We start from the raw sequence: 20,453 nt of genomic DNA on the forward strand, positions 1-20,453 counted from the left end.
CCGTCAGCTAAGGTCCCAAAGTTATGGTTAAGTGGGAAACGATGTGGGAAGGCTTAGACAGCTAGGAGGTTGGCTTAGAAGCAGCCACCCTTTAAAGAAAGCGTAATAGCTCACTAGTCGAGTCGGCCTGCGCGGAAGATGTAACGGGGCTCAAACCATACACCGAAGCTACGGGTATCACCTTCGGGTGATGCGGTAGAGGAGCGTTCTGTAAGCCTGTGAAGGTGAGTTGAGAAGCTTGCTGGAGGTATCAGAAGTGCGAATGCTGACATGAGTAACGACAATGGGTGTGAAAAACACCCACGCCGAAAGACCAAGGTTTCCTGCGCAACGTTAATCGACGCAGGGTTAGTCGGTCCCTAAGGCGAGGCTGAAAAGCGTAGTCGATGGAAAACAGGTTAATATTCCTGTACTTCTGGTTATTGCGATGGAGGGACGGAGAAGGCTAGGCCAGCTTGGCGTTGGTTGTCCAAGTTTAAGGTGGTAGGCTGAGATCTTAGGTAAATCCGGGATCTTAAGGCCGAGAGCTGATGACGAGTTACCCTTTGGGTGACGAAGTGGTTGATGCCATGCTTCCAAGAAAAGCTTCTAAGCTTCAGGTAACCAGGAACCGTACCCCAAACCGACACAGGTGGTTGGGTAGAGAATACCAAGGCGCTTGAGAGAACTCGGGTGAAGGAACTAGGCAAAATGGCACCGTAACTTCGGGAGAAGGTGCGCCGGTGAGGGTGAAGGACTTGCTCCGTAAGCTCATGCCGGTCGAAGATACCAGGCCGCTGCGACTGTTTATTAAAAACACAGCACTCTGCAAACACGAAAGTGGACGTATAGGGTGTGACGCCTGCCCGGTGCCGGAAGGTTAATTGATGGGGTTAGCTAACGCGAAGCTCTTGATCGAAGCCCCGGTAAACGGCGGCCGTAACTATAACGGTCCTAAGGTAGCGAAATTCCTTGTCGGGTAAGTTCCGACCTGCACGAATGGCGTAACGATGGCGGCGCTGTCTCCACCCGAGACTCAGTGAAATTGAAATCGCTGTGAAGATGCAGTGTATCCGCGGCTAGACGGAAAGACCCCGTGAACCTTTACTATAGCTTTGCACTGGACTTTGAATTTGCTTGTGTAGGATAGGTGGGAGGCTTTGAAGCGTGGACGCCAGTTCGCGTGGAGCCATCCTTGAAATACCACCCTGGCAACTTTGAGGTTCTAACTCAGGTCCGTTATCCGGATCGAGGACAGTGTATGGTGGGTAGTTTGACTGGGGCGGTCTCCTCCTAAAGAGTAACGGAGGAGTACGAAGGTGCGCTCAGACCGGTCGGAAATCGGTCGTAGAGTATAAAGGCAAAAGCGCGCTTGACTGCGAGACAGACACGTCGAGCAGGTACGAAAGTAGGTCTTAGTGATCCGGTGGTTCTGTATGGAAGGGCCATCGCTCAACGGATAAAAGGTACTCCGGGGATAACAGGCTGATACCGCCCAAGAGTTCATATCGACGGCGGTGTTTGGCACCTCGATGTCGGCTCATCACATCCTGGGGCTGAAGCCGGTCCCAAGGGTATGGCTGTTCGCCATTTAAAGTGGTACGCGAGCTGGGTTTAGAACGTCGTGAGACAGTTCGGTCCCTATCTGCCGTGGACGTTTGAGATTTGAGAGGGGCTGCTCCTAGTACGAGAGGACCGGAGTGGACGAACCTCTGGTGTTCCGGTTGTCACGCCAGTGGCATTGCCGGGTAGCTATGTTCGGGAAAGATAACCGCTGAAAGCATCTAAGCGGGAAACTTGCCTCAAGATGAGATCTCACTGGAACCTTGAGTTCCCTGAAGGGCCGTCGAAGACTACGACGTTGATAGGTTGGGTGTGTAAGCGCTGTGAGGCGTTGAGCTAACCAATACTAATTGCCCGTGAGGCTTGACCATATAACACCCAAGCAATTTGCGAACTCGAAAGAGACCAGATTGCGGTGTGTGAAGACGAAACGAACCGAAAGTTCGAAGCGCACAAACACCGAAAGCTGTCACATACCCAATTTGCTGAAGCGAGGCCATCTGGTCACGAGTCAGTACCCGAATTTCTTGACGACCATAGAGCGTTGGAACCACCTGATCCCATCCCGAACTCAGCAGTGAAACGATGCATCGCCGATGGTAGTGTGGGGTTTCCCCATGTGAGAGTAGGTCATCGTCAAGATTAAATTCCGAAACCCCAATTGCGAAAGCAGTTGGGGTTTTGTTTTGCCTGCGAGAAAGTTCTTACAGCCTTTGCAGACCTCGTCCGGCTGTCACATCCGGCCGACAATGCTAAGGTTCTGTCTCGGCTTAAGCGATCTTTCAAGGAATCCATATGTCGGACGCCCAGTCCCTCAACGCTGCATTCATGGTGGTTCAGAGCAATAGTCTCGATGAGCTGCGCAGCCTTGTGGTCAGCATCATGCGGCGTTACCCACTGGCACCCCTGGAGAATGAAATCGCTTTAGTGCAAAGCAACGGCATCGCCCAATGGCTCAAACTGGCATTGGCCGAGGATCCCGAAGACGACGACCTTGGCGGTTGCGGGATCGCTGCGGCGATTGACGTGCAACTACCCGGCAGTTTCATGTGGCAGCTCTATCGCATGGTGCTGGGAAGAGATGAAATTCCAGCGAAATCCCTGCTCGATAAAGCTCCGTTGACCTGGCGCCTGATGCGCCTCTTGCCACAGGTAATCGACCTTCCACATTTCGAACCGCTGCAACGCTTCCTCACTCACGACAGCGATTTGCGCAAGCGCTATCAATTGTCAGAGCGTCTGGCTGATCTGTTCGATCAATATCAGGTTTATCGGGCCGATTGGCTGGAAGATTGGGCTGAAGGTCGGCATCAATTGCGCAATGTCAGAGGTGAAGTAAAGCCGCTGCCGCCGACCAGTTGCTGGCAGGCGGAGTTATGGCGCGCGCTGCTGGATGACGTCGGCGAACAAGGCATGGCGCAGAGTCGCGCAGGTGTGCATCAACGCTTCATGGAACGCATCAACACTCTTGATGAGGCCCCGGCTGCGTTGCCGCCGCGCGTGATCGTCTTTGGCATTTCTTCATTGCCCGCACAAGTTCTTGAAGCGCTCGCCGGTTTGGCACGTTTCAGCCAGGTGCTGCTTTGCGTACACAACCCTTGTCGTCACCACTGGGCCGATATCGTTGCCGACAAGGATCTGCTGCGACATCAATACAAACGGCAACAGCGCAAAAGCGGAATGCCTGTCGTGCTTGATGCCGAGACCCTGCATCAGCACGCGCATCCGTTGCTGGCCGCATGGGGCAAACAAGGTCGCGACTATATCAACCTGCTCGACAGCTACGACGATCCCAACAGCTACCGCGCAGCCTTTCGTGACGGCCGCATCGACCTGTTCAGCGAAGCCCAGCCGCACAGCATGCTTAACCAGCTTCAGGACGACATCCTCGAATTGCGTCCACTCAACGAGACTCGCGAGCTCTGGCCTGCAGTCGACCTGGCCCAAGACCATTCAATACGTTTTCACATCGCCCACAGCGCTCAGCGCGAAGTCGAAATCCTGCACGATCAACTCCTGGCGCGTTTCAGTGCCGACCCGGATCTGCGCCCGCGAGATGTGATCGTCATGGTCCCGGATATCGACAGCTATGCGCCGCATATCCGCGCGGTTTTCGGTCAGCTCGATCGATTTGACCCGCGCTTCATTCCGTTCACTTTGGCGGATCAGGGCCAGCGTGGACGCGATCCGTTATTGATCGCGGTCGAGCATCTGCTCAAGCTTCCGGACAGCCGTTTCCCAGTCAGTGAGATCCTCGACCTGCTCGACGTCCCAGCGCTGCGCGCTCGTTTTGGCGTAGAAGAGCGTGACCTGCCAACCCTGCATCGCTGGATCGAAGGCGCCGGCGTGCGTTGGGGCATGAGCGCTGAACAACGTGCCGGTCTCGGCCTGCCGGAGGAACTGGAGCAGAACAGCTGGCATTTCGGTCTACGCAGAATGCTGCTGGGTTACGCCGTCGGCAGCGCTGAGGCGTGTGCAGGTATCGAACCTTATGATGAAATTGGTGGGCTTGATGCCGCTCTGATCGGGCCATTGGTTGCTCTGCTGGATGCCTTGGAAATCGCTCATCAGCAACTCACGCAACCGGCTCAACCGAAAGAGTGGGGGCTGCGCTTGCAGGCGCTGATGCAGGTGTTCTTCCAGGCCAGCAACGAGCATGACGATTATCTTCTGACCCAGTTGGAGGAGCTTCGCGAAACCTGGCTCGAGACCTGCGAGGCAGTGGGGCTGACTGACGAGTTGCCGCTGACTGTCGTACGCGAAGCCTGGCTCGCCGGGCTGGATCAAGGGCGTTTATCGCAACGATTCCTCGCCGGTGCGGTGAACTTCTGCACCTTGATGCCGATGCGCGCGATTCCATTCAAACTGGTCTGTCTGCTGGGTATGAACGACGGCGACTATCCGCGCGCCCAACCGCCTCTGGATTTCGACCTGATGGGCAGCGATTACCGGCCTGGCGACCGCTCACGGCGTGAAGATGACCGCTACCTGCTACTCGAAGCGCTGTTGTCTGCACGCAATCAGCTCTACATCAGTTGGGTCGGTCGCAGCATTCGCGACAACAGCGAGCGACCAGCTTCGGTGCTGATCGGTCAGTTGCGCGATCACCTCGCCAGCGGCTGGCGTTCAATCGACCCAAGCCAGGATCTGTTGGACGCGCTGACCGAAGAACATCCTCTGCAACCTTTCAGCGCCCGCTATTTCCACGAAGACGAGCAACTGTTCAGCTACGCCAGCGAGTGGCAGGTGTTGCATCAAGAGAAAGCGCAGCAAAGTGAAGCACCCTTACTCGCGCCATATGTTCAAGAGGAACCGCTGACGCTGGCATTGCTCCAGGACTTTCTGCGTAACCCGGTTCGGCATTTTTTCACTCAACGCCTAAAGGTGTATTTCGAGGCCGCGCAAGCACCGCTGGCCGATGAAGAACCTTTCGTGCTGGACGCGCTGCAGCGCTACACGCTCAGCGACAGCTTGCTGGAAGCCGCGCTCAGCCAGCCGGACAATATCGATCAGGCGCTGCAAGCCCGTGCGCTACGCCTGCAAAACAGTGGTCTGCTGCCTATGGCCGGTTTTGGCGAATGCCTGCAGCGTGAACTGATCGAACCGCTGCCGGATCTTCTGCAGCGTTATCAACAGTTGCTGACGTTATGGCCGACGCCGTTGACCAGTGCGATCCCGGTCAGTCTCGACTTGCAAGGTATGCGGCTGGAGGGCTGGCTCGCAAGCCTGCATCAACGCGCCGATGGCGGACTACTGTCAGTCACCACCATTCCCAACAGCATCGGCTCGATCAAAACGCGCAAGTGGCACCGGCTGACCAAACCGTGGGTCACCCATCTGGTCGCCTGCGCCAGCGAACATGCGTTGACGACGGCATTGGTCGCCAGTGACGACACACTGTTGCTTGAGCCCATGGAGCGGGACCGAGCGCTGCGATTGCTCGGTGACTTGCTGCTCGCCTGGCAAACCGGCATGCGCCAACCTTTGCCGATTGCGATAAAAACCGCGTTCGCCTGGCTGTCGCAATCCGACCCGGTCAAAGCCGAAGCCGCTGCGCGAAAAGCCTATGAAGGTGACGGCCAGACCAGCGACGGCGAGCGGCGTGAAAGCCCGGCACTGCTCCGACAATACCCCGACTTCGATGCTTTATCGGCAGACGAAACCTTCACTGGCTGGTGCGATGCCTTGTACCGCCCATTATTCGAAGCGACCTGGCGTTCCTTGTCCAGCGAAGGCGCACGCTCATGAGTACCAAGACACCGTTAGCTCTGGCCTTCCCGTTGCGCGGCAGCCAACTGATCGAGGCGAGCGCCGGCACCGGCAAAACTTTCACCATCTCAGCGCTTTATCTGCGGCTGATTCTTGGCCATGGCGGCGAAACAAGCGGTTTCACACGCGAATTGCTGCCGCCGCAAATCCTCGTAGTGACGTTTACCGACGCCGCCACCAAAGAACTGCGTGAGCGCATTCGAACCCGCTTGGCCGAGGCGGCGCGTTTCTTCCGCGACGAGATTCCCGCTCCTGACGGACTGATCGCCGAACTGCGCGATCAGTTTGATTCGCTGCAATGGTCCGGCTGCGCCAACCGCCTCGATATCGCCGCGCAGTGGATGGACGAAGCCGCGGTTTCGACCATTCACAGCTGGTGTCAGCGCATGTTGCGCGAGCATGCGTTCGATAGCGGCAGCCTGTTCACGCAATCGCTGGAAACCGATCACAGCGATTTGCTCGGTGAGGTGCTGCGCGATTACTGGCGGCTGTTCTGCTACCCGATGCAGGGCGATGCGCTGAATTGGGTGCGCAGCAATTGGGGTGGCCCCGCAGCGTTGCTGCCTCGGATCCGCGGCTTGTTTGCCAGCGAGCGTGACACCGATGGCGGCAAGGAGCCGGGGGAACTGATCGCAGAATGTTTGCTGGAGCGGCGAGCAGCATTGGTTGAGCTGAAAGCGCCTTGGCGTGACTGGGCAGACGAACTGCTTGCTCTCTGCCACGAAGGCGTGGCCAGCAAAACCGTCGATGGCCGCAAGATGCAGGCGCGTTATTTCGAGCCCTGGTTCGAGAAACTAAAGACCTGGGCTGAAGACGAGACGCTTGAACAACTGGACATCGGCACCGGCTTCACTCGGCTAACACCTGATGGTATGGCCGAAGCCTGGAAAGGCCAGGCCCCCAGTCATCCGGGACTGGACGCCATGTCCGGGCTCAAGGCGAGCCTTGACGCTTTACCAACGCCCGATGCCGCCGTTCTGCAACACGCCGCCAAGTGGGTCGGTGAGCGCTTTGAAGAAGAGAAGCGCCGTCGCGCAGAAATGGGTTTCGACGACATGCTGCTGCGTCTGGATGCAGCGTTGCAATCGGAGGGCGGCGAGCGTCTGGCGACGTTGATCCGCGAGCAGTTTCCGGTGGCACTGATTGATGAATTCCAGGACACCGATCCGGTGCAATACCGCATCTTCGAAAGCATCTACCGCATCGAAGATAATCACCCTGACACCGGCCTGTTCCTGATCGGCGACCCCAAGCAGGCGATCTACGCCTTTCGCGGTGCTGACATCTACACCTACCTGCGCGCACGTCAGGCCACCACTGGCCGCTTGCACACCTTGGGGACCAACTTTCGCTCCAGCCACGGCATGGTCACAGCGGTCAATCATGTATTCGAACGCGCCGAGTCCCGAGAACAGGGACGCGGCGCGTTTTTGTTTCGCGAGAAAGACGGCTCGAACCCGGTGCCGTTTCTGCCAGTCGAGTCTCAGGGACGCAAGGAAACGCTGCGGATAAACGGACAAGATGTCGCGGCGCTGAATGTCTGGCTACTGCCCAGCGAGCAGCCGCTGTCCGGCGCGGTCTATCGCCAGCAAATGGCCGCCGCCTGCGCCAGTGAAATCACCAGGCTGCTCAATGGCGGACAAACCGGCAGCGCTGGTTTCGTTCAGGCAAATGATTTGAGAGGTTTGCGTCCTTCTGACATCGCGATCCTCGTTCGCGACGGTAAGGAAGCCCAAGCCGTCCGTTCCGAGCTCGCCGCCAGAGGTGTGCGCAGTGTTTATCTCTCGGACAAGGATTCGGTGTTCGCCGCGCAAGAGGCGCATGACCTGCTGGCCTGGCTGAAGGCTTGTGCCGAGCCTGATGTCGAGCGCTCGCTGAAGGCTGCGCTGGCCTGCACCACACTTAACCTGCCGCTGATCGAACTGGAGCGTCTGAACCAAGACGAAATGGTCTGGGAGGCCCGGGTCATGCAGTTCCGCGGCTATCGCGAACTTTGGCGCAAACAGGGCGTGTTGCCGATGTTGCGCCGCCTGCTTCACGACTTCCACCTACCGCAAACCCTGATGCAGCGCAGTGACGGCGAACGCGTGCTGACCAACCTTTTGCACCTCTCGGAACTGATGCAGCAAGCCGCCGCTGAACTGGACGGGGAGCAAGCGTTGATCCGCCATCTGGCCGAGCTGCTGGCACTGTCCGGTCAGGCCGGCGAAGAGCAGATCCTTCGTCTGGAAAGCGACGAGCAACTGGTCAAGGTGGTGACCATCCACAAATCCAAGGGTCTCGAATATCCATTGGTATTCCTGCCATTCATTTGCTCGGCGAAACCGATGGATGGCAGCCGTTTGCCGCTGCATTACCACGACGCTGCGGGCAAGGCGCAGATCAGCCTCAAGCCTACCCTCGAGTTGATCGCCCAGGCTGATGATGAGCGTCTGGCCGAAGATTTGCGTCTTCTGTATGTCGCATTAACGCGCGCGCAGCATGCCTGTTGGCTGGGCGTCACTGATCTCAAGCGCGGCAATAACAACAGCTCGGTGCTGCACCTGTCGGCGTTGGGTTATTTGCTCGGTGGCGGTGCCGCTTTGGGCGAGTCCAGTGAATTGAACCGCTGGCTACGGGATCTGCAGCAAGATTGCCCGGCCATCGGTATCGGCGAAATGCCTCAGCCCACTGACGAGCATTACCAGCCGCCGCGCAATGAAGCAGTGCTACGAGCCACACTACGGCCCAAGCGCAAAGCCAGTGAAAACTGGTGGATCGCTTCCTACAGCGCGTTGCGTATCAGCGACGTATTGAGCGTCGGCAGCGATGAAGCACCGGACAGTCCGCAGGCGCAAAAGCTCTTTGACGACGAACGCCTCGACCCCGACGCACCCCGGGAAATTATCAGTGGTGGCGCCGATATTCATCGTTTCCCTCGCGGACCGAATCCCGGCACGTTTTTGCATGGTTTGCTCGAATGGGCAGGTGCTGAGGGTTTTGCGGTAACCCGCGAGGCGCTGGAGGATGCGATTGCCCGGCGCTGCAACCTGCGCGGCTGGCAAGGCTGGATCATCACGCTGACGGACTGGCTGCAGCATCTGCTCAAGTCGCCGTTGCCGATCGCGGGCGGGCAACCGCCGGTGATTCTTGAGCAACTGAAGCAATACCGCGTCGAGATGGAATTCTGGTTCGCCAGCCACAAGGTCGACGTGCTCAAACTCGACGAACAGGTGCGCCAGCACACCCATAATGGCGTCGCCCGTGTTGCGGCAGAACCGGTTCAACTCAACGGCATGTTCAAGGGTTTTATCGACCTGACCTTCGAGCACGCTGGTCGCTATTACGTCGCCGATTACAAATCCAACTGGCTCGGCGTGGATGATCAGGCCTACACCGTGCAGGCGATGGAGCAGTCGATCCTCGACAACCGTTATGACCTGCAATACGTGCTGTATCTGCTGGCACTGCATCGCCAGTTGAAGGCGCGGCTGGCGGATTACGATTACGACCGCCATGTCGGCGGGGCGCTGTATCTGTTTCTGCGCGGTACGCGTGCCGAAAGTCGTGGCGTGTACTTCGTGCGTCCGCCACGGGAATTGATCGAACGCCTCGACCGGATGTTCCAGGGCAAACCCGAACCCAAGTCCGAACCCGCCTGGGAACAGGGAGTCCTGCTATGAGCCGCACATTCGCCGATCTGCTGCCGACACCACTGGAAGCGGACAGCCTGTCGAAACTCTCGCCGCTGACCCGCGCCGATGATTTGCTGTTGTTGCTGAGCCGTTGGGTCGAGCGCGGCTGGTTGCGCGCGCTGGACCGGGCCTTCGTCGCTTTCCTGCATGAACTCGAGCCCGAGACCGATCCGTTGGTGCTGCTCGCGGCTGCGCTGACCAGCCATCAACTCGGCCATGGTCATGTGTGTCTGGACCTGTTCGAAACCCTCAAGGCGCCGGATTTTGCACTGTCATTGCCGCCCGAAGGCGACGTGCAGGGCGGTGTGTTGCTGCTGCCCTCACAACTGCTCGAAACGCTCGATGGAGCTCATTGGTGCAAAGTGCTGGCAAGCAGCTCGCTGGTCGCTCTGGCCACTGATGCGAGTGAAACAGCGCAGACACGTCCGTTGGTACTGTCCTCGAAACGCCTGTACCTGCGCCGTTACTGGAGCTACGAACGCCGCATCGATGCAGCGTTGCGCCAACGCTTGTTGCAACAGGAGCCGACGCCGGATGATCTGCCGCAGCGCCTCAATGAATTGTTCGGCGGCGCGGAATCTGCAGCTGTCATCGATTGGCAAAAACTCGCTTGCGCCATCGCGACGCGAAGCGCCTTCAGCATCATCACCGGCGGCCCGGGTACCGGCAAAACCACTACGGTGGTGCGCTTGCTTGCGTTGCTGCAGGCACCGGCTGTCGAGGCTGGCCATCCGCTGCGCATTCGTCTGGCGGCACCGACCGGCAAGGCCGCTGCACGCTTGACCGAGTCGATCAGTCAGCAAGTGCAATCGCTGCAAGTCGCCGAAACGGTGCGCGCGGCGATCCCCAGCGATGTGACCACCGTGCACCGTTTGCTCGGCAGTCGACCGGGCACCCGCCACTTCCGTCACCATGCCGGTAACCGCTTGCCGCTGGATGTGCTGGTGGTCGACGAAGCTTCGATGATCGACCTGGAAATGATGGCCAACCTTCTCGACGCCATGCCGGCCCATGCGCGGCTGGTACTGTTGGGCGACAAGGATCAGTTGGCCTCGGTCGAGGCCGGTGCGGTATTGGGCGATCTGTGCCGTGACGCCGAGGGCGGTTGGTACAGCCCGCAAACGAGGCAATGGCTGGAATCAGTCAGTGGCGAGTCATTGCAGGGCAGCGGTTTGCATGAAGACCACGACGGCACCCATCCGCTGGCGCAACAAGTGGTGATGCTGCGTCACTCGCGCCGCTTCGGCGAGGGCAGCGGCATCGGTCAGCTCGCGCGCCGAGTCAACCAGCAATTGGCCAACGAGGCGCGACAGTTGCTCGCGGCTGGCAGTTACGCCGACGTGTATTCGCTGCCGCTTAAAGACGAACATGATCAGAAGCTCGAACGCCTTCTGCTTGAAGGTCACGGCAACGGCCCGCAGGGTTACCGCCATTACCTGAGCGTACTGCGCGATCAGCGTCCACCGTCGACGCAGCCACTTGAGCATTCGGCCTGGACCGATTGGGCGCGGGAAGTCTTGCAGGCGTTCGATACGTTCCAGTTGTTGTGCGCAGTGCGCAAAGGGCCATGGGGCGTTGAAGGCCTGAATCAGCGCATTACCGCTGCGTTGCTCAAGGCGCGTCTGATCGAGAGCGATCAGCAGTGGTATGAAGGTCGGCCGGTGCTGATGACTCGCAACGACTATGGTCTGGGCCTGATGAACGGCGACATCGGCATCGCCCTGAAACTGCCCGAGCGTGAAGGCGCAGAGATCGGCAGAACCGTTCTGCGCGTGGCCTTCCCGCGTAACGATGGTCAGGGCGGCGTGCGCTTTGTGTTGCCGAGTCGGCTCAATGATGTCGAAACCGTGTACGCCATGACGGTGCATAAATCCCAGGGCTCGGAGTTCGCGCACACGGCGCTGATCCTGCCGGATGCGCTGAACCCGGTACTGACCAAAGAGCTTATCTACACAGGCATCACTCGCGCCCGGCACTGGTTTACCTTGATCGAGCCGCGTGCCGGCGTGTTTGAGGAAGCGGTGCAGCGCAAGGTCAAGCGTCTGAGTGGGCTGATGCTGGAACTGGAGGAGGGCACCGAGCCTCAGGGATGAAGCGCTGAATGACCGACAACAAATACTGACCAACCGGTCAGAGGCCGGCGCCTCGCTGGCGTTCTGGCGCTGTGCTATCGTTGCGGCATCATTTCGTTACGCTCCAAGAGAATCCCTCCATGAAGGTGGCCGTCTGGGCGACACAGCGTGTGGTGGCCTGCCAGCACGCATTGCTGATCGTTTTGCTCTGGTTGTTCACGGGCAGCGCCATCGCACAGGCGCAAGCCGGGCCGGCCGAGCAACGGGCCAAAGCGGCCACGCAGGTGGTTCTTGGCATCCTCAGCTATGCACGCTGGCCGGTGGAACCGGCGCAGTTGCGCCTGTGCATCGTCGGCCCTACCGAATATACCGATGACCTGGTCAAAGGAACTACGCAAGCCACGGGCCGGCCGGTGGCTGTGCGGCGGCTGCTGGCAGACAACCCAGCCATCGTCAGCGAATGCGACGCGGTGTACATCGGCAAGCTGACTGCTGATGAACGCAGTCGCTTGTTCGCATCATTGATCGGGCATCCGGTGCTGAGCATCAGCGAAGCGGATGATCAATGCACTGTCGGCAGTCTGTTCTGCCTGCGCGTTGGCGATGAACAAGTGTCGTTCGAGGTCAATCTGGACTCCGTGGCTCGCAGTGGTGTGCGCATTCACCCCAGCGTGTTGCAGTTGTCCCGTCGCAAAGCGGCGGCGCCATGAAACTGTTCAGCTGGAAGGCTCGCCCGACCCTGGGCTCGGTCATCGGCCGTGGGCATTTGATCGTCGCGCTGGTGGCGGTGGCGATGGCCAGTGTTTCGCTGACCCTGCTGGGCGTACTGGCGCTGCGGGTGTATGCCGACCACAATCTGCATTTGATCGCTCGTTCTATCAGCTACACCGTCGAGGCGGCCGTTGTTTTCAACGACAAGGCGGCGGCGACCGAGGCGCTGGCAATCATTGCTTCCACCGAGGAAGTGGCGGATGCCCGGGTGCTGGACGCGCAAGGCCAATTGATCGCGCAATGGCAGCGTGCCGAGACCGGCTTGTTCTCCGAGCTGGAAATGCAGATCACCCGCGCCATTCTGGAAAAGCCGGTCAGCCTGCCGATCGAGCATCAGGACCGCGAAATCGGTCGTGTCCTGCTCATCGGTCACGGTGGCAGCCTGATGCGCTTCCTGCTCAGCGGCCTGGCCGGTATTGTGCTGTGCACCGCGATCAGCGCCTGGGTCGCGCTTTATCTGGCGCGGCGGCAGTTGCGCGCGATCATCGGCCCGTTGCACAGCCTCGCCTCGGTCGCCCACGCCGCGCGCAGTGAGCGAGCGTTGGACCGGCGCGTGCCGCCGGCGCAGATCGCTGAGCTGGATAATCTGGGCAACGACTTCAATGCCTTGCTCGGCGAACTCGAGTCCTGGCAAACCCATCTGCAGAACGAAAACGAAACCCTCGCCCATCAAGCGTCCCACGACAGCCTCACCGGGTTGCCCAACCGCGCGTTTTTCGAAGGCCGCTTGATCCGCGCCTTGCGCAGCGGCAAAAAACACGATGAGCGGGTTGCCGTGCTGTTTCTCGACAGCGACCGCTTCAAAGGCATCAACGACAACTTTGGCCACGCCTCGGGGGACGCCGTGCTGGTGGCGATCGCCAATCGAGTGCGAGCGCAATTGCGCGAGGATGATCTGGTCGCGCGGCTGGGCGGCGACGAGTTCGCCGTGCTGCTGGCGCCGCTGCATACGGTCGAAGACGCTGAGCACATTGCTGACAAGATCCTCGCCAGTATGGACATGCCGATCAGTCTGCCCGGCGACACCAGTGTGGTGACCTCGCTCAGTATCGGTATCGCCGTCTATCCCGATCATGGCGCCACGCCGGGCGCCTTGCTCAACGCAGCCGACGCGGCGATGTATCAGGCCAAGCGTCTGTCGCGCGGCGCGCAATTCACCGCCGGGTCGGAGCGCCCGGTCGATTCCGTTCACACCAGGAGCTGATGCCCGTGTTCACACTTCCCTTTCGACTGTTTTCCGCATTGTTGTTGATCGCCGCACTGACTCTGAGCGGTTGCCAGACCGCCCCACAGAAAGGCCTGACACCGGCGCAGGTTGCCGTGCTCAAACAGCAAGGTTTCGAATTGACCGACGACGGCTGGGAATTCGGCCTGTCGGGCAAAGTGCTGTTTGGCAGTGACGTCGAAAGCCTGAACGTACCCAGCACGGAAATCGTCGAACGCATCGGCAAGGCGCTGCTCGGCGTGGGAATCGAGCGGGTGCGCGTCGATGGCCACACCGATGCGTCGGGCAAGGAAACCTACAATCAGCAACTGTCGCTGCGCCGGGCCAAGAGCGTCGCCAACGTCCTCGGCACGGTCGGCATGAAGCAGGAGAACATCCAGCTGCAAGGCCTCGGTAGCAGCGAACCGGTAGCCTCCAACGACACCGCAGCGGGGCGCACGGAGAATCGCCGGGTGTCGATTGTGGTCAGCGCCGATTAATCGGCAAAGCGCATCTCCCGCGTTCCCCCCATCAACAACGCCTGATTGCGTTCAGTCACCTCGCGAATGTAATCCCACAACAATGTAATCCGCTTCAACTTGCGCAGGTCCTCCCGGCAGTACATCCAGAACTGCCGGGTGATGTCGATTTCCTCCGGCAACACCGGCAGCAATCGCGGGTCCTGCGCGGCGAGGAAGCACGGCAGGATCGCCAGCGAGCGCCCCTGCTGCGCGGCGACGTATTGCGCGATCACGCTGGTGCTGCGCAAGTGTGCGCTGGCGCCGGGCAGCACGTTGGCCAGGTAAAGCAGCTCCGAGCTGAACGCCAGGTCGTCCACATAACTGATGAATTGATGCTTGCTCAAGTCCGCCGGGCGGCGGATCGGTGGGTGTTTGTCCAGATAGTCCTGGGTTGCGTACAGCTGCAAGCGGTAGTCGCAGAGTTTGCAGCAGACGTACGGCCCGTGCTCCGGCCGCTCGAGGGCAATGACAATGTCGGCCTCGCGTTTGGACAGGCTGATGAAGTGCGGCAGCGGCAGGATGTCCACCGAGATTGCCGGGTAGGCGTCGACGAAATGGCTCAGTTGCGGGGTGATGAAAAAACTGCCGAAGCCTTCAGTGCAGCCCATGCGCACGTGCCCGGAGAGGGCCACACCCGAGCCGGAAACCTGTTCGCAGGCCATGTGCAGCGTGCTTTCGATCGACTCGGCATAACCGAGCAAGCGCTGGCCTTCAGTGGTCAGGACGAAGCCGCTGGTGCGGGATTTTTCGAACAGCAATGTGCCGAGCGCCGCTTCCAGCGAACTGATCCGTCGCGACACCGTGGTGTAGTCGACAGCCAGGCGTTTCGCGGCGGTGCTGGCCTTGCGGGTGCGGGCGACTTCGAGGAAAAATTTCAGGTCGTCCCAGTTCAGCGAGCCTAGCGAGGTGATGTTTTTTTGCATGATGGACGGGCTTATATGTGCGTTCTTATTAGAAGTTTGCACATCTATACTCCAAAAACCGTCCGACAACCATTCTGGACACACGCCTCATCTCAAGGCGAACCTTTCGCCTTGGCTCCTACGATAAAAACAAGTTCTGGAGACCAGCATGAACGCATCGCTTACGCCCAACGACACCACCCTGCAAAAGGTCAAACTGCTGATCGACGGCGAATGGGTCGAGTCGCAGACCACCGAGTGGCACGACATCGTCAACCCGGCCACCCAGCAAGTGCTGGCCAAGGTTCCGTTCGCCACCGCCGCTGAGGTCGATGCCGCTGTCAGCGCCGCCCAGCGTGCCTTCCAGACCTGGAAACTGACCCCGATCGGCGCGCGGATGCGCATCATGCTCAAATTGCAGGCACTGATCCGCGAGCACTCCAAACGCATCGCCGTGGTCCTCAGTGCCGAGCAGGGCAAGACCATTGCCGACGCCGAGGGCGATATTTTCCGTGGCCTGGAAGTGGTCGAGCACGCGTGCTCGATCGGCACTCTGCAAATGGGCGAGTTCGCCGAAAACGTCGCTGGCGGCGTCGACACGTACACCCTGCGCCAGCCGATCGGCGTGTGCGCCGGCATCACGCCGTTCAACTTCCCGGCGATGATTCCGCTGTGGATGTTCCCGATGGCGATCGCCTGCGGCAACACCTTCGTGCTCAAACCGTCGGAACAGGATCCGCTGTCGACCATGCTGCTGGTGGAACTGGCCATTGAGGCTGGCGTCCCTGCGGGCGTGCTCAACGTCGTTCACGGCGGCAAGGATGTGGTCGATGGCCTGTGCACGCACAAGGACATCAAAGCCGTATCGTTCGTCGGTTCGACCGCTGTTGGCACCCACGTTTATGACCTGGCCGGCAAACATGGCAAACGCGTACAGTCGATGATGGGCGCGAAAAACCACGCCGTGGTGCTGCCCGATGCCAATCGCGAGCAAGCGCTGAATGCCTTGGTCGGCGCCGGTTTCGGCGCCGCCGGGCAACGCTGCATGGCCACCTCGGTGGTGGTGCTGGTGGGCGCTGCGAAACAGTGGCTGCCGGATCTGAAAGCGCTGGCGCAGAAGCTCAAGGTCAACGCTGGGAGCGAGCCGGGCACCGATGTCGGTCCCGTAATTTCGAGGAAAGCCAAGGCGCGGATCCTTGAACTGATCGAAAGCGGCATCAAGGAAGGCGCCAAGCTTGAACTGGACGGTCGCGACATCAGCGTGCCGGGCTACGAGCAAGGCAACTTTGTCGGCCCGACCCTGTTCTCCGGGGTGACCACCGACATGCAGATCTACACCCAGGAAATCTTCGGCCCGGTGCTGGTGGTGCTGGAAGTCGACACCCTCGATCAGGCGATCGCGCTGGTCAACGCCAACCCGTTCGGCAATGGCACTGGCCTGTTCACCCAGAGCGGTGCGGCGGCGCGTAAATTCCAGACTGAAATCGACGTCGGTCAGGTCGGCATCAACATCCCGATTCCGGTGCCGGTGCCGTTCTTCAGCTTCACCGGTTCGCGCGGCTCGAAACTCGGCGACCTCGGCCCGTACGGCAAGCAAGTGGTGCAGTTCTACACGCAGACCAAAACGGTCACGGCGCGCTGGTTCGACGACGACAGCGTCAACGACGGCGTGAACACCACCATCAACCTGCGCTGAGGATTCGATCATGAAAATCGCATTTATCGGGCTGGGCAACATGGGCGCGCCGATGGCGCGCAACCTGATCAAGGCCGGCCACTCGCTGAACCTGGTCGACCTGAACAAAACCGTGCTGGCGGAACTGGAACAACTGGGCGGTACCATCCGCGCTTCGGCCAGCGAGGCGGCGGAGGATGCCGAACTGGTGATCACCATGCTCCCGGCCGCTGTGCACGTGCGCAGCGTCTGGCTGGGTGAAGAGGGCGTACTCGCCGGCATTCGCCAAGGTGTGCCGGCGGTGGATTGCAGCACCATTGATCCGCAGACCGCCCGCGATGTCGCAACGGCCGCCGCCAAATACGGTGTGGCCATGGCCGATGCGCCAGTCTCTGGCGGCACTGGCGGCGCGACCGCCGGGACGCTGACATTCATGGTCGGCGCAACGCCGGAACTGTTCGCCACCCTGCAACCGGTGCTGGCGCAGATGGGCCGCAACATCGTCCATTGCGGTGAAGTCGGTACCGGCCAGATCGCCAAGATCTGCAACAACCTGCTGCTGGCGATTTCGATGGTCGGCGTCAGTGAGGCGATGGCGTTGGGCGATGCGCTGGGGATCGACACCGGCGTGCTCGCCGGGATCATCAACAGCTCGACCGGCCGTTGCTGGAGTTCGGAGATGTACAACCCGTGGCCAGGGATCGTCGAAACGGCGCCAGCCTCGCGCGGGTATACCGGCGGGTTCGGTGCCGAACTGATGCTCAAGGATCTCGGCCTGGCGACAGAAGCGGCGCGGCAGGCGCACCAGCCGGTGGTGCTCGGTGCGGTGGCGCAGCAGTTGTATCAGGCGATGAGCCAGCGCGGTGACGGCGGGAAGGATTTCTCGGCGATCATCAATAGCTATCGCAAGCCGCAATAGAAGGCCCGTGGTGAAAACACCTGTGGGAGCGAGCCTGCTCGCGAAGACGGCATCAGCCTCGAACATGGAGTGACTGGCAGACCGCTTTCGCGAGCAGGCTCGCTCCCACAGGGGGATCGCGGCCCTATCAAATTATTTGCCGGGAAATCACGTCGGGTGATTTCCCGGCTTTTTTGCATCAGGCGAAGACGAAATATTTGCGCACGGTCTCGACCACTTCCCACGTGCCCTTCATGCCCGGCTCAACCACGAAGATATCGCCAGCGCGCAGGTGGATCGGCGCCATGCCGTCCGGGGTGATCACGCAGTAGCCTTCCTGGAAATGGCAGTACTCCCACTTCACATAATCGACGCGCCACTTGCCCGGTGTGCAGATCCAGGTGCCCATGATCTTGCTGCCGTCTTCGCTGGTGTAGGCGTTGAGGTTGACGGTGTGCGGGTCGCCTTCGAGTTTTTCCCATTTGCAGGCGTCGAGTACCGGCAGCGGGTGGGTGTCGCGCAGAACGGTGATAGGGGCGGTCGCGGTCATGGGGACTCCGGTCAAGTGGACTTGAGAATTGAAGTCGCACCCTATAGCGCCCGGTTGCCGCTCAGTTGTCTGGGGTCGACATCGGAGTGCTCAGAAACGCGCGCAAACGCTGAGCGCTTGTAACAACGCGTTGGCATAACCCGGCAGCGCGGCGAAGTCTCTCGCGCAGAGCAATAACCTGCGGCGCGCCCACGGCTCATTCAGAGTGACGCACTTGAACCGTTCGAGCGTCGCGCGTTCGACAGCGGCCAAGGGCACGATAGCCAGTCCGGCGCCACGGGCGACCATGCGCATCGCGCCATCAAAACCATCGGCGCGAATGCGCACCTGCATTCGCGCGCCGCTGTGCAGCGCCTGTTCTTCCAGATAAATCGCCAGTGCGCTGTCAGCGCTGAGTCCGACAAAGTCGTGCTGCAACGCGTCGCTGAAACTGACCTCGGCGGCGTCAGATAACGGGTGATCGAGCGGCAGAATCAGCACCAGCGGATCGTCGCGAAACGCCTGAGTCTGTAAGCCGTTGGTGTCGACTGCGTCGGACACAATCCCCAGATCCGCCGCGCCTTCCCGCAAGGCATGGGTAATCCGCGCGCTGGGCAGTTCCTGTAGATCGATATCGAGGTTGGGATGGCTGCGCAGGAAATCGGCGAGCACTTCCGGCAGGTACTCGGTAATCGCCGTGGTGTTGCACAACAGCCGCACCTGGCCTTTCACGCCTTTCGCGTAATCGGCCAAATCCTGCTGCATGCGATCGGCCTGTTGCAAAAGGATCCGCGCATGGTGGGCGAGGGCCTTGCCGGCAGGCGTTGGCGTGACGCCGCGCCGGCCGCGCTCGAGGAATTCGGCGCCCAGCGAGGCTTCCATCGCGCGGATTCGGGCGCTGGCGGCGGCGAGGGACAAGTGGCTGCGGGCGGCGCCGGCGGTGATGTTGCCGGTGTCGAGGATGTGCAGGTAGAGGCGCAGGTCGGTGAGGTCGTAGTGCATTGGGTTTGCCTGTGGTTTCGCGGTGGCTGGGCTGGCCCTTTCGCGAGCAGGCTCGCTCCCACAGGGACTTATGTACAGCGCAGATCCCGTGTGGGAGCGAGCCTGCTCGCGAAGAGGTCAGATGCCTCAACGCCGATGTCAGCCTCTTGCAAAGGAAGAGGCTGCCTCAGTATATGGCAGATTTTCCCCTGGCCCGGATCAGTGCACATTACCCCAATGCACACGCTAATCGACTTCTACCAAACCCTCGGCCCGACCTTGTCCCTACTGGTCATCGCCACCTTCCTCCTCGCCGGTACGGTCAAAGGTGTGATCGGCCTTGGTCTGCCTACCGTCGCCATGGGCCTGCTCGGTCTGGCTATGGCGCCGACGCAGGCAGCCGCGCTGTTGATCATCCCCGCTACCCTGACCAATCTCTGGCAACTGGCCTTCGGCGGTCATCTGCGAGGATTGCTCAAACGCCTCTGGCCGATGCTGCTGATGATCTTCCTTGGCACTGGCATTGGCACCCTCTGGATCGGCATGTCCGGCGGCCATTGGGTGGTGCGCGGACTTGGCGCGGCACTGTTGCTGTATGCATTGAGCGGACTGTTTCTGCCGACTTTGCACGTCAACCCGCGTCATGAACGCTGGCTCGGCCCGCTGTGTGGCCTGATCACCGGCGTCATCACCTCCGCCACCGGCGTCTTCGTGATTCCAGCGGTGCCGTATCTGCAAGCGCTGGGGCTGAGCCGCGATGAACTGGTGCAGGCCCTCGGCCTATCGTTCAGCGTTTCGACCTTCGCGCTGGCGCTTGGGCTGCTCTGGCATGGCGCCCTCGGCGGTGGCGAATTGAGCGCGTCGCTGCTGGCGTTGATCCCGGCGATGCTCGGCATGTGGCTTGGCCAATGGTTGCGTCAGCGCATCAGTGCGGCGCTGTTCAAGCGCGTATTCTTTATCGGACTGGGCGCGCTCGGCGCACACTTGCTGATCAGCGGCTAGCCGAGGATTCGCTGAGCATGTCGATCGGGCGAATATCGAAATCGCGTTCCAGGTATTCCATGCGTTTGGCGAAGAACGCTTTCATGTGCGGCAACGCCGAATGCACATCCAGATCTGCCTGGCTGGCCCAGATCTCGTAGAAGATAAACAGCGTCGGGTCCTGCTGGTCGCGCAGCATGTGGTACTCGATGCAACCGGGTTCGGCGCGACTCGGCTCGACATAGGCGCGAAACAGCGCTTCGAACTCGGCGGATTTTTCCGGGCGGGTCTTGGCGTGCAGGATAAAACCCTGGCGTTCACTCATCACAACTTCCTCGAAACAGAAAGTGCTGAATGCTACGGCAACAATTGGTTGTTGATTCGTGCGTTTTGATCAAATGTATTTTGCGCCGATGTGGCTGTTTCCGCGCGAG

General features: G+C 60.2%; 13 protein-coding genes and 2 rRNA genes (1 of these 15 only partly in view). 11 read left to right on the top strand and 4 right to left on the bottom strand.

The annotated features are described in order from the left end of the window. From AB4N53_RS23315 to AB4N53_RS23350, 8 genes are all read left to right on the top strand, one after another. A 23S ribosomal RNA gene (locus tag AB4N53_RS23315) occupies positions 1-1,913 on the top strand (it extends 981 nt beyond the left edge of the window). Positions 1,914-2,068: 155 nt separating this feature from the next. Further along, positions 2,069-2,184, top strand: a 5S ribosomal RNA gene (rrf, locus tag AB4N53_RS23320). A 153-nt stretch (positions 2,185-2,337) separates the two neighbouring features. Further along, entirely contained in the window at positions 2,338-5,790 is a 3,453-nt protein-coding gene (recC, locus tag AB4N53_RS23325; protein ID WP_460123753.1) for an exodeoxyribonuclease V subunit gamma, read from the top strand. Continuing rightward, a complete protein-coding gene (gene recB, locus AB4N53_RS23330) occupies positions 5,787-9,473 on the top strand; it encodes an exodeoxyribonuclease V subunit beta (RefSeq protein WP_460123757.1) in 3,687 nt (1,228 codons plus the stop codon). The genes recC and recB overlap by 4 nt, the downstream gene beginning before the upstream one ends. Further along, complete coding sequence (gene recD, locus AB4N53_RS23335) at positions 9,470-11,578, top strand: exodeoxyribonuclease V subunit alpha (protein WP_460123760.1); 2,109 nt, start codon at positions 9,470-9,472, stop codon at positions 11,576-11,578. The genes recB and recD overlap by 4 nt, the downstream gene beginning before the upstream one ends. A gap of 119 nt (positions 11,579-11,697) precedes the next feature. Continuing rightward, the gene (locus AB4N53_RS23340; protein ID WP_460123763.1) at positions 11,698-12,267 is read left to right on the top strand and encodes a YfiR family protein; all 570 of its coding nucleotides are present in this window, start codon (positions 11,698-11,700) and stop codon (positions 12,265-12,267) included. Beyond that, positions 12,264-13,532, top strand: a complete 1,269-nt coding sequence (locus AB4N53_RS23345; protein WP_460123766.1) for a diguanylate cyclase domain-containing protein — start codon at positions 12,264-12,266, stop codon at positions 13,530-13,532. The genes AB4N53_RS23340 and AB4N53_RS23345 overlap by 4 nt, the downstream gene beginning before the upstream one ends. Beyond that, complete coding sequence (locus tag AB4N53_RS23350; protein WP_460123769.1) at positions 13,532-14,032, top strand: OmpA family protein; 501 nt, start codon at positions 13,532-13,534, stop codon at positions 14,030-14,032. The genes AB4N53_RS23345 and AB4N53_RS23350 overlap by 1 nt, the downstream gene beginning before the upstream one ends. On the opposite strand, the gene AB4N53_RS23355 is transcribed toward AB4N53_RS23350, so the two are convergent. Beyond that, a complete protein-coding gene (locus tag AB4N53_RS23355; RefSeq protein ID WP_460123772.1) occupies positions 14,029-14,976 on the bottom strand; it encodes a LysR family transcriptional regulator in 948 nt (315 codons plus the stop codon). The two genes, AB4N53_RS23350 and AB4N53_RS23355, sit on opposite strands and share 4 nt — an antisense overlap. Positions 14,977-15,124: 148 nt before the next feature. Between AB4N53_RS23355 and AB4N53_RS23360 the strand changes: the two genes are divergently transcribed. Continuing rightward, positions 15,125-16,651 (top strand): CoA-acylating methylmalonate-semialdehyde dehydrogenase, encoded by a 1,527-nt coding sequence (locus tag AB4N53_RS23360; protein ID WP_460123775.1) that lies wholly within the window; start codon positions 15,125-15,127, stop codon positions 16,649-16,651. A 10-nt stretch (positions 16,652-16,661) separates the two neighbouring features. After that, positions 16,662-17,549: a 3-hydroxyisobutyrate dehydrogenase gene (mmsB, locus tag AB4N53_RS23365; RefSeq protein ID WP_460123778.1), complete on the top strand. Its 888-nt coding sequence runs from the start codon at positions 16,662-16,664 to the stop codon at positions 17,547-17,549. Positions 17,550-17,727: 178 nt separating this feature from the next. Here the strand turns inward: mmsB and AB4N53_RS23370 are convergent, their stop codons facing one another. Continuing rightward, positions 17,728-18,078 carry a cupin domain-containing protein gene (locus AB4N53_RS23370; RefSeq protein WP_016770579.1) on the bottom strand — a complete coding sequence of 117 codons (351 nt, stop codon included), beginning with the start codon at positions 18,076-18,078 and terminating at the stop codon, positions 17,728-17,730. Positions 18,079-18,168: 90 nt separating this feature from the next. Continuing rightward, the gene (locus tag AB4N53_RS23375; RefSeq protein ID WP_460123781.1) at positions 18,169-19,059 is read right to left on the bottom strand and encodes a LysR family transcriptional regulator; all 891 of its coding nucleotides are present in this window, start codon (positions 19,057-19,059) and stop codon (positions 18,169-18,171) included. Positions 19,060-19,275: 216 nt separating this feature from the next. Here AB4N53_RS23375 and AB4N53_RS23380 point away from each other — a divergent pair, with 216 nt between their 5' ends. Further along, complete coding sequence (locus AB4N53_RS23380; protein WP_460123784.1) at positions 19,276-20,040, top strand: sulfite exporter TauE/SafE family protein; 765 nt, start codon at positions 19,276-19,278, stop codon at positions 20,038-20,040. On the opposite strand, the gene AB4N53_RS23385 is transcribed toward AB4N53_RS23380, so the two are convergent. After that, entirely contained in the window at positions 20,030-20,344 is a 315-nt protein-coding gene (locus tag AB4N53_RS23385) for a putative quinol monooxygenase (RefSeq protein WP_460123787.1), read from the bottom strand. The two genes, AB4N53_RS23380 and AB4N53_RS23385, sit on opposite strands and share 11 nt — an antisense overlap. Positions 20,345-20,453: the final 109 nt, after the last annotated feature.

Source organism: Pseudomonas sp. H3_E04 (assembly GCF_054668915.1).

Excerpts from the sequence above, each read along its gene's own strand:
- AB4N53_RS23385 (WP_460123787.1), bottom strand. The coding sequence starts at position 20,344 with ATGAGTGAACGCCAGGGTTTTATCCTGCACGCCAAGACCCGCCCGGAA.
- AB4N53_RS23355 (WP_460123772.1), bottom strand. The coding sequence starts at position 14,976 with ATGCAAAAAAACATCACCTCGCTAGGCTCGCTGAACTGGGACGACCTG.
- AB4N53_RS23345 (WP_460123766.1), top strand. The coding sequence starts at position 12,264 with ATGAAACTGTTCAGCTGGAAGGCTCGCCCGACCCTGGGCTCGGTCATC.
- AB4N53_RS23350 (WP_460123769.1), top strand. The coding sequence starts at position 13,532 with ATGCCCGTGTTCACACTTCCCTTTCGACTGTTTTCCGCATTGTTGTTG.
- recC (WP_460123753.1), top strand. The coding sequence starts at position 2,338 with ATGTCGGACGCCCAGTCCCTCAACGCTGCATTCATGGTGGTTCAGAGC.
- AB4N53_RS23340 (WP_460123763.1), top strand. The coding sequence starts at position 11,698 with ATGAAGGTGGCCGTCTGGGCGACACAGCGTGTGGTGGCCTGCCAGCAC.
- AB4N53_RS23380 (WP_460123784.1), top strand. The coding sequence starts at position 19,276 with ATGCACACGCTAATCGACTTCTACCAAACCCTCGGCCCGACCTTGTCC.
- mmsB (WP_460123778.1), top strand. The coding sequence starts at position 16,662 with ATGAAAATCGCATTTATCGGGCTGGGCAACATGGGCGCGCCGATGGCG.
- recB (WP_460123757.1), top strand. The coding sequence starts at position 5,787 with ATGAGTACCAAGACACCGTTAGCTCTGGCCTTCCCGTTGCGCGGCAGC.
- AB4N53_RS23375 (WP_460123781.1), bottom strand. The coding sequence starts at position 19,059 with ATGCACTACGACCTCACCGACCTGCGCCTCTACCTGCACATCCTCGAC.
- recD (WP_460123760.1), top strand. The coding sequence starts at position 9,470 with ATGAGCCGCACATTCGCCGATCTGCTGCCGACACCACTGGAAGCGGAC.
- AB4N53_RS23370 (WP_016770579.1), bottom strand. The coding sequence starts at position 18,078 with ATGACCGCGACCGCCCCTATCACCGTTCTGCGCGACACCCACCCGCTG.
- AB4N53_RS23360 (WP_460123775.1), top strand. The coding sequence starts at position 15,125 with ATGAACGCATCGCTTACGCCCAACGACACCACCCTGCAAAAGGTCAAA.